This window comes from Bradyrhizobium sp. RDI18 (assembly GCF_043203335.1).
Taxonomy (GTDB): Bacteria; Pseudomonadota; Alphaproteobacteria; order Rhizobiales; family Xanthobacteraceae; genus Bradyrhizobium; species Bradyrhizobium retamae.
Genome location: NZ_JBICRN010000006.1, coordinates 187,066 through 199,715, shown reverse-complemented (window position 1 = coordinate 199,715; position 12,650 = coordinate 187,066). Strand labels below are relative to the sequence as shown.

Annotated in this window: 10 protein-coding genes and 1 pseudogene; all 11 read right to left on the bottom strand. The window is 61.1% G+C overall.

Translation table 11 applies throughout. From position 1 onward, the window contains the following. Nucleotides 1–116: 116 nt before the first annotated feature. Nucleotides 117–1,061 carry an MBL fold metallo-hydrolase gene (locus ACFXS9_RS01855; protein WP_392684479.1) on the bottom strand — a complete coding sequence of 315 codons (945 nt, stop codon included), beginning with the start codon at nt 1,059–1,061 and terminating at the stop codon, nt 117–119. 107 nt (nt 1,062–1,168) lie between these two features. Then, on the bottom strand, nt 1,169–2,122 hold the full coding sequence (locus ACFXS9_RS01850; RefSeq protein WP_392684477.1) for an MBL fold metallo-hydrolase: 954 nt from the start codon (nt 2,120–2,122) through the stop codon (nt 1,169–1,171). Nucleotides 2,123–2,237: 115 nt separating this feature from the next. After that, on the bottom strand, nt 2,238–3,455 hold the full coding sequence (locus ACFXS9_RS01845) for an NAD(P)/FAD-dependent oxidoreductase (protein ID WP_392684476.1): 1,218 nt from the start codon (nt 3,453–3,455) through the stop codon (nt 2,238–2,240). Between the two features lie 109 nt (nt 3,456–3,564). Continuing rightward, nucleotides 3,565–3,876, bottom strand: coding sequence for a hypothetical protein (locus ACFXS9_RS01840; protein WP_392684473.1), 312 nt, complete (start codon nt 3,874–3,876; stop codon nt 3,565–3,567). 102 nt (nt 3,877–3,978) lie between these two features. Continuing rightward, nucleotides 3,979–4,928, bottom strand: a pseudogene (locus tag ACFXS9_RS01835) (helix-turn-helix transcriptional regulator). Nucleotides 4,929–5,171: 243 nt separating this feature from the next. Then, nucleotides 5,172–7,295, bottom strand: coding sequence for an ATP-binding protein (locus ACFXS9_RS01830; RefSeq protein WP_392684471.1), 2,124 nt, complete (start codon nt 7,293–7,295; stop codon nt 5,172–5,174). Next, the gene (locus ACFXS9_RS01825; protein WP_392684468.1) at nt 7,288–7,674 is read right to left on the bottom strand and encodes a response regulator transcription factor; all 387 of its coding nucleotides are present in this window, start codon (nt 7,672–7,674) and stop codon (nt 7,288–7,290) included. Before ACFXS9_RS01825 ends, ACFXS9_RS01830 begins: the two co-directional genes overlap by 8 nt. Nucleotides 7,675–7,788: 114 nt before the next feature. Beyond that, on the bottom strand, nt 7,789–8,433 hold the full coding sequence (locus ACFXS9_RS01820; protein WP_392687189.1) for a response regulator transcription factor: 645 nt from the start codon (nt 8,431–8,433) through the stop codon (nt 7,789–7,791). Nucleotides 8,434–8,496: 63 nt separating this feature from the next. After that, complete coding sequence (locus ACFXS9_RS01815) at nt 8,497–9,471, bottom strand: alpha/beta hydrolase (RefSeq protein WP_392684467.1); 975 nt, start codon at nt 9,469–9,471, stop codon at nt 8,497–8,499. 178 nt (nt 9,472–9,649) lie between these two features. Next, nucleotides 9,650–10,426 (bottom strand): hypothetical protein, encoded by a 777-nt coding sequence (locus ACFXS9_RS01810; RefSeq protein ID WP_392684464.1) that lies wholly within the window; start codon nt 10,424–10,426, stop codon nt 9,650–9,652. A gap of 151 nt (nt 10,427–10,577) precedes the next feature. After that, entirely contained in the window at nt 10,578–12,545 is a 1,968-nt protein-coding gene (locus tag ACFXS9_RS01805; protein ID WP_392684462.1) for an ATP-binding protein, read from the bottom strand. Nucleotides 12,546–12,650 lie beyond the last annotated feature (105 nt).

Genomic DNA, 12,650 nt, shown 5'->3' with positions numbered 1-12,650 from the left:
TCTCGTGTTTCATCGTGGTCGAGCTCCAAGTTTGGGTAAGCGGGCCGCGCTCCCGCGCTGGAAACGCGGCCCGTGTCGGATGAAGCGCTTGCTACGCGCCATCGTTCGGACCGCGGTCAATAGTCCCAGATGGCCGGTACCCAACGAAAGGCGTCGCCGTCGACCGCCACATGGCCGATGGATGGGAACGGCAGGTGAGTGGCCACCAGCAGGCCGCCGGTCGCCGCCAACTCGCGCAAAAGACTGATACGGACGCGGGCCGACTCCTCGGGGTCGTGTTCGAAGCCGTTGTACCACTCGGGGTGTTCGAACCCGACCTGGAACACGAGGTCGCCGGCGAATGTCAGCCGGTCGCCGCCGGATGCCACGCGGACCACGCTGTGCCCGGGGGTATGGCCGCCGGTGCGAGTGACGACCACTCCCGGCGCGACCTCATACTCCTCCTCGAACGTCCGCAGATGGCTGCGGTACTCTTTCACGAACCGCTTGGCGGCCGACCGAAGCGCATCCGGGAATCCCGGCGGCATGGAGACGTGGGAGAAATCGGGCGTTTCCCAGAACTTGACCTCGGCGGCCGCCACGTGGATCCGCAGGTCCGGACGTAGCTGCTCTTTCACCCCATCGACGAGCAGTCCGCCAATGTGGTCCATGTGCATGTGGGTAAGCACCACGTCGGTCACGGATGCGAGATCGATGCCGGCGGCTTCCAGTCGCTTGATCAATTGTCCGGCCCGCGGCAAGTGCAACTCCGGGTCGAACCCCAGCCCAGCGTCGACGAGTATGGTCCGGCCGCCGCTACGCACCACGACCACGTTCAGCGCCCAATCGAACGCGTCCGGCGGCAGGAACATGTCGCGCAGCCAGGCCGCCCGGACGGCCGGATCGATGTTGTGGGCCAGCATTGCGGTTGGCAGCGGTAGCACGCCATCGCTGATCACCAGCACGTCAATGTCGCCGATCTTCACCGCGTAGCGAGACGGGACCAATTCGTTGGGGCCCGGGCTTCCGGGGTGTGAGGCGTGTGAGGTGTAGTCAAGGCTCATGTTTCTCTCCTGTTTCATTGTAAAGGCTGCTGGCTGGTCTCGGTTGAGCAGGCCGCGCAGCCAGCGCGGAGCGCGGCCCGTTTCGGATGACGCGCTTGCTACGCGCCCTCGTTCGGATTTTGTGGTTAGTAGTCCCACCAGGTCGGCACCCAACGAAAGACGTCGCCGGCGACGGCGACCCGGCCGATGGACGGGAACGGCATGTGCGTCGCCACCAGCCACGAACCGCTCGCCGCCAACTCCCGCAAGAGTCGAACCCGGACGCGGGCCGCCTCCTCGGGATCGTGTTCGAAGCCGTTGTGCCAGTCGGGGTGGTCGAACGAGACCGGAAACACGGCGTCGCCGGCGAACATCAGCCGGTCGCCACCGGACGCCAGGCGGACCACGCTGTGCCCGGGAGTGTGGCCGCCGGTGCGAGTGACGATCACCCCCGGCGCTACCTCGTGCTCATGTTCGAATGGCCGCAGTTGGCTATGGTATTCATCCAAGAACCGCTGAGCCGCTCGCCGAGCCACGTCGGCCAGCGCCGGCGGCATGGCGGTGCGGGAGAAATCGGGCGACGCCCAGAACTTGACCTCGGCGGCGGCCACGTGAATCCGCAGGTCCGGGCGCAGCCGGTCCTTCACGCCGTCGACGAGCAGCCCGCCAACGTGGTCAAAGTGCATGTGGGTCAGCACCACATCGGTCACCGACCCAAGATTGATGCCGGCGGCCTCCAGTCGAGAGCCCAACTGCCCGGCCCGCGGAAAGTCCGGGTATTCCATCCCCAGCCCGCTGTCGATGAGTATGGTCTGGTCGCCGCTACGCACCACGACCTCATTCAGCGCCCAATCGAACGCGTCGCGCGACAGGAACATGTCGTCCAGCCAGGCCTCTCGCACGGCCGGGTCGGCGTTGGTGGCCATTGACTCGGCTGGCGGCGTTAGCACCCCATCGCTGATCACCATCACGTCAATCTCTCCGACACGCAGCGCGTAGCGCGAAGGAACCAACTCGTCGGGTCCCGGTCTACCGGGGTGTGAGGTGTAGTCCAGGCTCATGTTTGTCTCCCGCTGAGTGCTCTGGATCATCTGATTCATCTTTGTCTCCTGCTGAGTGTTGCGGATCATCTGATTCGTTTCGAAAACTCTTGCGCTCGATCTTGGGCGGGCCGTGCTCTTGTGCGAGAAGCGCGGCCCGTTTCGCGTGAAGCGTCTAGAGGAAGCCGGTCACATCAGTCACACGCTCCGGATCGGCCGAGGCCAGCGCGGCGGCACGCTCGGCCCGCGGCGGATAGATCCAGACGGTGTTGATCTCCTGCTTGGTCTTCTTGGCGACGTCGCCGACCATCGCCACCTTGCGCTCCCAGCCGGTCGTGAACAGCGCACCGGCTTCTCCGAGATCGAGACAGGTGACGTAGCCCTTCTGGTGGTAGGGCTTGGTCGGAACGCCCAGCAGTTCGGCGGCGGCATTGTTGCCGGCAAAGGCACCCATCCGCGTGGCGTGCTGGCACGACATCAGCGCGTAGTTGCCGATATCGTCGCACGCGGCTCTGGCGGCATCGCCGGTCGCGAAGACACCGTCCACTCCCGGCACGCGCAGCTCGCGGTCGACGAGCAGGCGGCCAAAGTTGTCGCGCTCGGCGGGGATCTGCTGGGTCAACGGGGCAGCGCGAATACCGGCCGCCCAGACCACGGTCTCGGTTTCGATGTGTTCGCCGTCGGAAAGGGTGACGCCGGATTTGTCGAGCGAAGCGACGCCGGCGCCGAGGCGGGTCTCCACGCCGATCTTGCGCAGGGCGTCCTCAATGACGGGGCGGGGACCCGCGCCCATATCGGGAGCGATCGCGCTGTTCCGGTCGACGATGATGACGCGCGGGTTGGCATCCTTGCCAAGGATCGCACGGAGCCGCGCCGGTATCTCGGTTGCCGCTTCGATGCCAGTGAAACCACCGCCGGCGACGACGACCGTGTCGCGCCCGTTCATTGCCGGCCGGTCGGCGAGGGCATGGAGATGCTTGTCGAGCGCGATCGCGTCATCCAGCGAGTCGACGCTGAAGCCGTGCTCGGCGAGGCCCGGAATATTCGGACGGAATAGTTTGCTGCCGGTGGCCACGACCAGGCGGTCATAGGAGAGCGACTTGCGCGTGCCTTTGGCCGTTGCGATCTGCACCATGCGAGCCTTGGTGTCGATCGTTTCAGCGCTGCCTTGCACGTAGACAACGTCGATGGCGTTGAGGACATCGAGCAGAGGCGCCGTCAGGGTCTCCGGCTTCGATTCATAGAGCCGCGGGCGAATCACCAGCGTCGGCTCTGGTGCGATCAGCGCGATTTCGAGATCCTCGGGTGAGACGCCATGGATGTCGCGCAGGCGGGCAGCGGAAAGTGCGGCGTACATGCCGGCGAAGCCGGCGCCAATGACGATAAGTCGCATGTGTTTGCTCCTGTGGGTTGAATTTCTCGAACGTGCGCGCGTCATCGCCGCCCTGCATTGGCGGTACGCCTCTTGCGATCGATGACGCAAAGATGATGTGAAACGGCTGTTACGGTGCTGGGCAGTCGAGCATTAACGGCATTGGCATGGGGCGTTCACATGCCGCTCGACAGCCTCCGGATCCCAAAGGCGAGCCGCGTTGGAAGGCCATCAACGGAGCGGGCTTCGCGGGCCAGTCCTTGTAGAAGATAATGGAACTGATGGGGCTGGCGGTTTGGAGGGCATGTGCCGGAACTTCCGTTTCTTCGCCCGCTGCCGAGGTGAAGCGAACGCTCAACGAAAGTCCGTACATGAGTGCGGTCGCGACGACTCTCCGCCGCGGTGCGATTGCAAACGGGTTGACGACGTTCATCCAGGCCATCGTTTGTCTCCATCCGGTGTTGGCGTGGGCAGTGACGCTGATTTAGCGAATTAGCTTTGCGACTGCCCCAGAGCGATTGCCGTACCTGTAGAGCGATTGCTGTTACCTAATGCGTCGCCGCCAATCGCTCGGTGTCTCTCCGGTCAGCTTCCTGAACGCCGCAGCGAAGGCGGTCTGCGACGAATAGCCAAGCGCGGCCGCGATCGAGACGACGGATTCGTCGGTGTCGCGCAGCATGTTCATGGCCTGCTCGAGCCGGTGCTGGCGCAGCCAGGCATGCGGTGAAAGCCCGGTGCTTTCCTTGAAGGCGCGGCAGAAGTGGAAACGCGACAGTCCGGCATCTGACGCCAGCGCGGCGAGCGAGACGTCCGCATCGCTGTCCGAGCGCAAACGTTCGATGGCACGGAGCAGGACCTTCGGCGACAGCCCACCCATGGTCGGCTGGAACGTGGTGGGCGAGCCGGTGTGCGCAGCCAGGAGGCGTGTGGCCAGGAGGTCTGTCAGTTGATGCCTGAACAGCGTATCCAGGGCCCCATTGCCCTCCAGGGTATCCGCCGCACTCAAGAGCAATCGGGACGTAATGGGGTCGGGATACGCCGTTCGCTCCAGGAGATCGGTCGGTGATGCGATCTCGGCTTCGTCGGCAACGCGTTTCAGCATTGCGTGAGGAAGATAGAGCTGAACGACATCAACAGGTTTCGGAATATCCCACCGGGAGCTTGATCCTTCCGGAATGATTATCACAACCCCGCGACGAAACGTTCCAATCGCAACCGATCTCCCTGTCCGCCGCTCCATGCGCTGCACCGTGCCGTTGTAAGCCATGATGACGTGATGGGCCATGGGTTCGACGACGTCGTGCAACGGGTCATGTTTCCAGTGGGCGATCCCGCTACCGGAGGCATCCAAAGCCATGTGAAATGGCGTGGTCCCGAGCACGCGGGCCATCTCCGCATCGGGGGGCGCCCATCGGCAATCGGCGTGTTGCGCTGGTGCGCTTCAGGCGCGACCGGCTGATCCACTGAACGATCGTGTAAGATTGGCTTACTCATGGGCTTGTGCTCGCGTTTGGGAAGCTTTGTGCTCACTCGCACATTCATCTCTGGGCCTACGAGGCGCGGAGACGTCGGCTCGTCTGCTCGCAATGGTGATAGGGATTGCCGCGTGGCGGTATCGTGCAGCGAGTCTGATCCCGCTGGGGTCAGCAGATAGATTGACCTGTACCTTGGGATAGTACGCGCGAGATGTGTGTCGTCGGGGTCGACCGTGCCAGAGTGGAGCAAGAGCTCAAAGGTTCACTGGATTGGCTGATGCGCTTGGCCGATGAAATCGACAACGCCGGAATCGGACGGGGCGAGCAGTGGCACCGGAAGCGCGAAGCGAAAATGGGCGCCGCCGTTTGGACGATTTGAACCCGAAATGATGCCGCTGTGCGCGGTAATGATCGAATGGCAAATAGCCAGGCCAATGCCAATTCCTGCATCCTTGGTGCTGAAGAAGCTATCGAAGACATGCGCCAGGTTGGCGGCAGGAATGCCCGGTCCGTTGTCAAAAACCGAAAAGACGACCGAACCGTCTTCATCGAGCGACGTCTGGACGTCGATTCGACGGATTGGCTGCCCCGACTGGGTAATCGCCTGGACGCTATTGACCAGCAAGTTGATGATCACTTGCTGCAACTGAATCCGGTCACCCAGCACGCGGGGAAGTCCGGCGCCAAGGGTTGCCGATAGGACGATCGACTTCGCGTCAATGTCGTGGCGGATGAACAGCAGCGCTTCCTCGACGGTCTCATTGAGGTCGATGAGACGTTTCTCCGGTTCATTTTTCGCCGCCATGCCCCGGATGCGATGAATGATCTCACCCGCACGGCGCGCGCTCGATACGATCCTGGAAGTGAGCTGTGTGACCTTCTCGACGTTTTGATCGGCGCGCGCGAGCCACCTCAGGCTCGTCTCGCCGTTGGTAATGATTGCCGTAAGCGGCTGGTTGATTTCGTGCGCAATCGAGGTTGCCAGTTCGCCGAGGGTTGCGATGCGCCCGGCATGCGTGAAGTCAGCCTGCAATTTTCGAAGTTGTTGTTCCGCGTTCAACCGCTCGCTGATGTCCTGCATGGTTATGAAGGTCATGTCCAGTTGCTCGGGCGGCACCGGATATGTGACCGTGAACAGGACATCGACGACCGTACCGTCGAACGCACGAATCCTGGTTTCTTCGATGAAATTCCGGCGACCTTCGAAGTGCGCAACCATGACCCGTTCGGCGAGCCCGGGGGCGGCGGCAAAGATGTATCGAACAGACTTTATCAGATCGGCGGCGTTATCGGCGCGAAACAGCGACACCGCATCTCGGTTTACTTCCGTTACGCGCACGACGTCTTTGGCGTGTTCAACCAGGTCCGGATTCTGATCGAGATAGGTTGCGATATCGCGTACGCCGTTTGCCTTCAACTGTTCGAGCGCGTCGGCGGCGCGACGGGAGTCGACCTGCCAGAGTGCGGTCGGTAGGTATTGAATCAGCTTGCGGTATCTGTCCTCGCTCGCCTGCAGTTCCCAGGACGTGCGATCGTCACTTGCTGCACCCTTGACCGTCACAAACACGGTGCCGGGATGCTTCGGCTCCGCAGCAGGCCATGCACTGATGATGCGACTGCGGATAGTTCCGCTCGAGACCATTTTGCGAGCCTCGAAGGGCGAGCGATCGGTCGCTACTTTTTCTAGCAGGGAGGCAAGGACTGAGCGACTTTCTGCCGGCCAGAATGCGCCGACGGGTTGACCGACCATCTGCTCGTGACCGGCATGCGCTCCGAACATGCGAACCGCGCGATCGTTGACGGCCGAGATGCGGGTCGCCGTCAGGAGCTTCTCAACCCACTTCGGGTGTTCGTCGAGATCGTCGATTATGCCACGGCTTCTGAGTTCGCCGATCGTATGGAGCACAGAGCGTGCGGGCGAGGTATCAAGCTCCCAGGAGGCGGCCAGGTAGCTTTGGAGTTCGGCATCCATGCGCATGGCTGCGGCTTGGGCTATTCCCCCCGCGTCTCGTCCGAACTCAATGATATCAAGCAGGGTGCCGCTCGCGTCTCGCCTGACGATTTGCCTGACGGCGGCAGTAACTTCTGTTCCATCCGGACTGCGTCTACGGGCCACACCCTCCCACCGACCTTCCTGCAGCAGTATGCGGACCTGTTCGGCAGTGTCCGGGTCGGGCGCGCAGAACGCCGCAAAATTCTGCCCGATCATGGCCATGGCCGGCCATCCATAAAGAGCTTCCGAGGCCGCATTCCAGTACTGAATGATGCCATCAGCGTTGCGCACGATCACGCTTTCAGATGCCCAATCGGACAATTCCATTCCCGGCGCAGACGCGAACGGGCGTTCACGGCCGCCCGTGATGGCTTTGTGGATGAGGCTAGTCATCGGAAGGCGTCCCCCGCCCATTGCCATCAGAGGAAGGATCCACGTGTCTCAGGGCGGACTGCAGATGACCAAGCAGTGCTTCGCTGTTTACCGGTTTTGTCAGATATGCCTGGGCGCCGCCTCTCATGGCGCGCAATCGGGTCGCCGGTTTCGTGTCGGCAGTGACGATGATGACCGGTATTAAGGAGCCGATGCTCCGTAGTCGATGCAGCAGGTCGAGCCCGCTATGGCCCGGCATGCTCACATCGGTAATCAGGCAATCGAACCCGCCCTGGACGTATTCCGCCATGAAGGTCTCCGCTCGATCGAAAGTGCGACACGATAGATCCAGCACCAGAAGGAGGTCGGAAAGGGGCCTCTCGCACAGCTTCGTCGTCATCTACGATCGCGACTATAGGCGCTTTAGACAAGCCGGTGACCTTCGCTAGCGTGGCCGGATGGCCACCCCCGCATCTGGCCCATTGCTGGCCCGGGACTGTAACCATCCTTTGGTCTAGGGTGATCCTTCTCGAATTCCCGCAGGCAACAGTTCCCAGATGCGAATGAGTTGCCCGACGGACGTTGCCTGCATCTTTTTGGTGACGTTGCCGCGGTGCAACTTGACGGTGATTTCGCTGATACCGAGATCGAACGCAATTTGCTTGTTGAGGCGGCCCTTGACCACTTCGCGCAGAACTTCGCGTTCGCGCGGTGTCAACTTTGCATAGCGGTCGACATGCTGTTTAACGAGCCGGGCCGCGGCCCTTTGCGAGACATCTTTCTCGATCGCGGCCCTGACCGCATCAAGGAGCGTCTGGTCTCTGACAGGCTTTGTAAGGAAATCGACGGCTCCAGCCTTCATCGCCTGGACGGTCATGGCGATGTCACCATGACCGGTAAGGAAAATGATCGGTCGCGTACTGCCGTTCAGGGCGAGGTGCTGCTGGAGATCCAGGCCGCTTGCTCCGGGCATACGAACGTCGAGGATTAGACAACCCGGCCGCTCCGGAAGATCGGCACTCAGCAATTCTTGCGTCGATCCAAAGCAACAGGCATCGATTCCGACCGACAGCAGAAGTTCGCGAAGCGCGGACCGGACCTCCTCGTCATCGTCCACGATCAAGACAAGCGGATCCGTATTGTCGACAGCCAGGCTCATGAGAAGGCGGGGTAAAGCAAATGAGCCGGCGAGTGCAGTTGTACCAACCATTGCGTGCCTCCTTCATTCAAGAATGGACCGGAGAAGGGCGTTGGTCTGCGCAATAGCGCCTCGGGCCGCAGGAGTATCGGCCAATGCGTTGAGCATGACGAAATCATGAATGGTGCCGTTGTATCTCGTAGAGGTGACACGTACCCCCGCGCGAGCCAGCTTGCGCGCATAGCACTCACCCTCATCACGGAGCATGTCGTTTTCGGCGACTATGACCAGGGCGTCCGGAAGGCCGGTCAGTTGATCAATCGAGGCGTTGAGTGGTGCCGCGGTGATATGCTTGCGCGTGGCGACGTCCGGAAGATAGGCGTTCCAGAACCCCTCCATCGCTTGCTTGGTCAACCACGGACCATTTGCGAACGAGGCGTAAGACCCGGTATCGAACATTAAGCTGACGGCGGGATAGAACAGCACCTGCACGTCTATCTTGGGGCCGCGCCGCTCCTTCGCCATGAGAGTGACCGCGGCGGCCATGTTGCCGCCGATGCCGTCGCCAACAATGGCCAGGCGCGTCGAATCAATTCCCAGATGCCCAGCATGTTTTACCAGGTACTTGGTGACGGCATAGACTTGTTCGATTGCTACGGGATATCTGGCCTCCGGCGAGCGATCGTAATCCACGAAAAACAACGCAACGTGCGCGCCGACCGCGATTTCGCGGATCAAGCGGTCGTGTGTCTCCTTGCTGCCGAAGGTCCAGCCGCCATGGACGTATACCAATGCAGGCAGCGTTTCACTTGCTCTCTCCGGTCGAACGATGCAGATCGGCACCGCTCCGGTGGAGCCGGTGGGGATTATCATATCCTCAAGACGCACGGCTGGCTTGCCGGTGATGCCTGATTGGATCTCCGCCAGAAATCTTCTTGTCTCTTCGGAAGACAGGTCGCGCATCATCGGGCCGTCAACGATCGCATCGACAAACTGCTGCGTCAGGGGCTCAAGCAACGCTGCGTCGGGGACATCTGCTGGTGCGGGTTGCTCAAGCATCGATATCCATCCGAAAGCGCTCGACATGCATCATGCGCGCTGCCGCGATAAGAACCCTAACCAAAACTTGTGAATTCTCGCAAATCCGGAAGGGGGCGTGAAACCTCGCCATGAAGCATTGTGAATTTTCGTGAAATCTCAGCAGGGACGTGAAACGGCCTGCTTGGAACCGTCTGCGCTAGGGATACCCCGAGAGTTCATCCAACAGACTCTTCGCGGCCTTAAGATCGTTGGTTTCGTAGCCCTCGTTGAAGCGGCTATAGAGCGGCGAGAGCAGCTCGTGTGCGTCTCCTGCCCGCCCCTGATCTCGCCGCAGTCGCGCCAGGCAAGTTGTGGTGCGCAGCTCCCACGCGAGAGCCTCCTGCGTTCGGGCTAACTCTATCGATTCCAGAAAATCTTCCTCGGCCTTGCCCGCGGCGTAACTAGCATCCTGCTGTAAACCGACCACGCCCTTGATCCGTAACAGCTCCGGGCTGAACCAGCGCTCTTCGCTCTGCTCGCTTCGTGCGATCGCTTCGTCGATCGTGGCCTTTGCCAATAAGGCATCTCCGGCGACCGCCAGCCCCTCGGCCAGCGCGCCCAGGAAGGTCGTGAGATATTGGACAAATCTGGCTCGCCGGAGCTCGTCGATACCAGCTTTAAGCTGCTGTAATCCAGCAGCGAGATTGCCGCGCTTGACGTTCAGTTCTCCTTCGAAGCAGCGCCCGTAAGCGCGCCAGATATCAAGCTCATCGCTGGCAGTCTGATCGAGCAGCAACTTTGTGTAGCGCTCCGCGGCTAACAGATCGCCAGCCATGAGCGCAACCGGACACGCTGCTTGAGCAAGCGCGTTGCAGAGCGAAAGCCTGTGATTGATCGAAAGAGCCTCGCTGACATTAATATCGACACAGCGTAACGCCTGATCCGCAAACCCTTGCAGCCATAGCACTCGCGCGAGCGTGATGCGTGCTGTCACCCGTTGATCGAATTGGAAGCGCACCGCATGTGATCGACGGACTGGAGTTACGTAGCGCGCTAGCATTCGCTCAATGTGCTGTCTCGCACCCGATTGTCTGCCCAGAAAATGCAGCGTCGCACCTGTTAATCGGTCGCCGAGCAATCGATCATTAATATCCGCCGTGTTCTCGGCAACGGAAGAAAAAACGCCCTGCGAGGACCAGAGCTTCGCCGAACTCTCCCCGATTAACTCGCGAAGCCCACATTCCCCAGAGCGCCCTTAAACGGTAATCAGTATCGTCCAACCCTTCCGCGATTTCGAACGCAGTCGTCCATGCCACACCGGTGTCGCGGGCCGATGCCGTTGTGTACATCTGCGACCAAGCTACCGCGGCATAGAGATACATCCGGCGGCGATCATCCTTCGTTGTGCTTTCCTCAAGCGTCGTCAGCGCACGCTCGGCTCGCGTGCGACATTCCTCCATCAGCGACATCTCGAACCAAAGGGGCCCCGCCGCGACTGTCAGCTCTACACCGAGGCCAACATCGCCGCTCGGCGAGAAGGCCCAATCAAGCGCACTGCGAATATCGTCGATTTGGGGGGCGTGAGCGGACAACCATTCGGTCGTGGGCCGCGTCTCCCACTCGGCATGGGCCCGCTCGAACCGGTCGAGTTGGTAAAGCGCGTGTCGTCTCCTCACAGCTTGCGTTTCATCATCCTCGGTCAGCCTTTTCAAGGCGTAGGCTCGCGCTGTATCGGTTAGGCGATAATATACGGTTGTGCCTCCAACATCCGCCATGACGAGCGATTTCTCGACAAGGTCGGCAACGAGCCCGTCTACCTCGGACGGGATAATCCTGGCGTCTCCAGCGACGGCGGCTGCGGCCTCCATCGTAAAGCGCCCGACAAAAATGCCGAGGCGGCGCATGACGATGCGTTCGATCTCGGAGAGTAATTCGTAGCTCCAATCGAACGCCGCACGAAGCGTCTGATGCCGTGGCAGAGCGGTGCGCCGACCGCGTGTCAACAAATGAAATCGATCGTCCAGGCGACTGGCCACTCCGCGAACCCCAAAGGCGTCAACGCGAGATGCAGCAAGCTCGATTGCCAGCGCGATTCCGTCGAGTCGACGGCAGATTTGCGCGACAATAGGGACATCTTCATCTTTGAGCTCGTATCCGCCAGCGCTCGCTGCCGCACGCTCGACAAAGAGTTGTACCGCCGGGTAACTAAGCGCTTCCACAACTGTAAGTCCTGCCTCGGCAGGAGCGGTTTCCAGTGGCGGGAGACGCTGCACGCGCTCATCTTCGGCGCGTAAAGGTTCTCGACTGGTGGCAAGGATGTGAACACCCGGCGCCCCTTTCAACAGTTCTTCAGCCAGCGCTGCGGCTGCCAGCAAGACATGCTCGCAGTTATCGAACAGCAGCAGCATCTGCTTGTCCTTCAGAAAGGAAGCTAGTGCGGGATATGGATTCTCCGAGCGTATGGCAACGCCAAGCACAGAAGCGAGCGCGCTTGGCACAAGCTGAGGGTCGTTGAGCGGGGCAAGGTCGACAAACCGTCCGCCATCTCCGTAAGAGGCAATGAGCTGGTCGGCGACCGCCAGAGCAACCGTGGTCTTTCCGATTCCGCCCGGTCCGACAATCGTGACGAAGCGGCCTCGCTGCAATCGACTGCACACCATGGCAACGATATCAGCGCGGCCGATCGGTCGGGTGAGGCGGTCGGGAAAGTTGTGCCCTTTGTGGGGGGCGGCGGGGAAGGCTTGGGCTGCATCGCCCGTGAACCGTACAACCGTCGCAACGAAGCGATACCCTCGACCAGGCACCGTGACGATGTAATTCTCGCTGGTCCCGCCCTCCGCGAGGGCGCGCCGCACGGCATTGATTTGGGCCCGGAGATTCGAGTCTTCGACGGTGAGGCCAGGCCACACGCGGGCAATCAGTTCATCCTTGTCGGCGACTTCGCCGGCGTGCTCAACCAAGGCTACGAGAATTTCAAAGGCTCGACTTCCGAGCGGAACCGGATTTTCGCCTTGAAGGAGTAGTTGCTGTCGCGGGAAAAGGCGGAATGGGCCAAAGGTGAACGTAAGCTCGACTGGCGCGCTTACGTGATTGCGTCCGTTACTGTTCGTCACGGATACAGAAGGGCGATTAAGGTCGCCTCTGCTAGAGGGTGCCATTTTTGGCTCGCCCCTTGAAGCCAAGAAGGACTAGCTTATCACCTCAATCGTGGGTTGGAA

What these genes read in the sequence shown, in the direction of transcription:
- ACFXS9_RS01855 (WP_392684479.1), bottom strand. Translation starts at nt 1,061, where the DNA reads ATGAAACAGGAGAGAAACATGAGCCTTGACTACACCTCACACGCCTCA.
- ACFXS9_RS01850 (WP_392684477.1), bottom strand. Translation starts at nt 2,122, where the DNA reads ATGAATCAGATGATCCAGAGCACTCAGCGGGAGACAAACATGAGCCTG.
- ACFXS9_RS01845 (WP_392684476.1), bottom strand. Translation starts at nt 3,455, where the DNA reads ATGCGACTTATCGTCATTGGCGCCGGCTTCGCCGGCATGTACGCCGCA.
- ACFXS9_RS01840 (WP_392684473.1), bottom strand. Translation starts at nt 3,876, where the DNA reads ATGGCCTGGATGAACGTCGTCAACCCGTTTGCAATCGCACCGCGGCGG.
- ACFXS9_RS01830 (WP_392684471.1), bottom strand. Translation starts at nt 7,295, where the DNA reads ATGACTAGCCTCATCCACAAAGCCATCACGGGCGGCCGTGAACGCCCG.
- ACFXS9_RS01825 (WP_392684468.1), bottom strand. Translation starts at nt 7,674, where the DNA reads ATGACGACGAAGCTGTGCGAGAGGCCCCTTTCCGACCTCCTTCTGGTG.
- ACFXS9_RS01820 (WP_392687189.1), bottom strand. Translation starts at nt 8,433, where the DNA reads ATGAGCCTGGCTGTCGACAATACGGATCCGCTTGTCTTGATCGTGGAC.
- ACFXS9_RS01815 (WP_392684467.1), bottom strand. Translation starts at nt 9,471, where the DNA reads ATGCTTGAGCAACCCGCACCAGCAGATGTCCCCGACGCAGCGTTGCTT.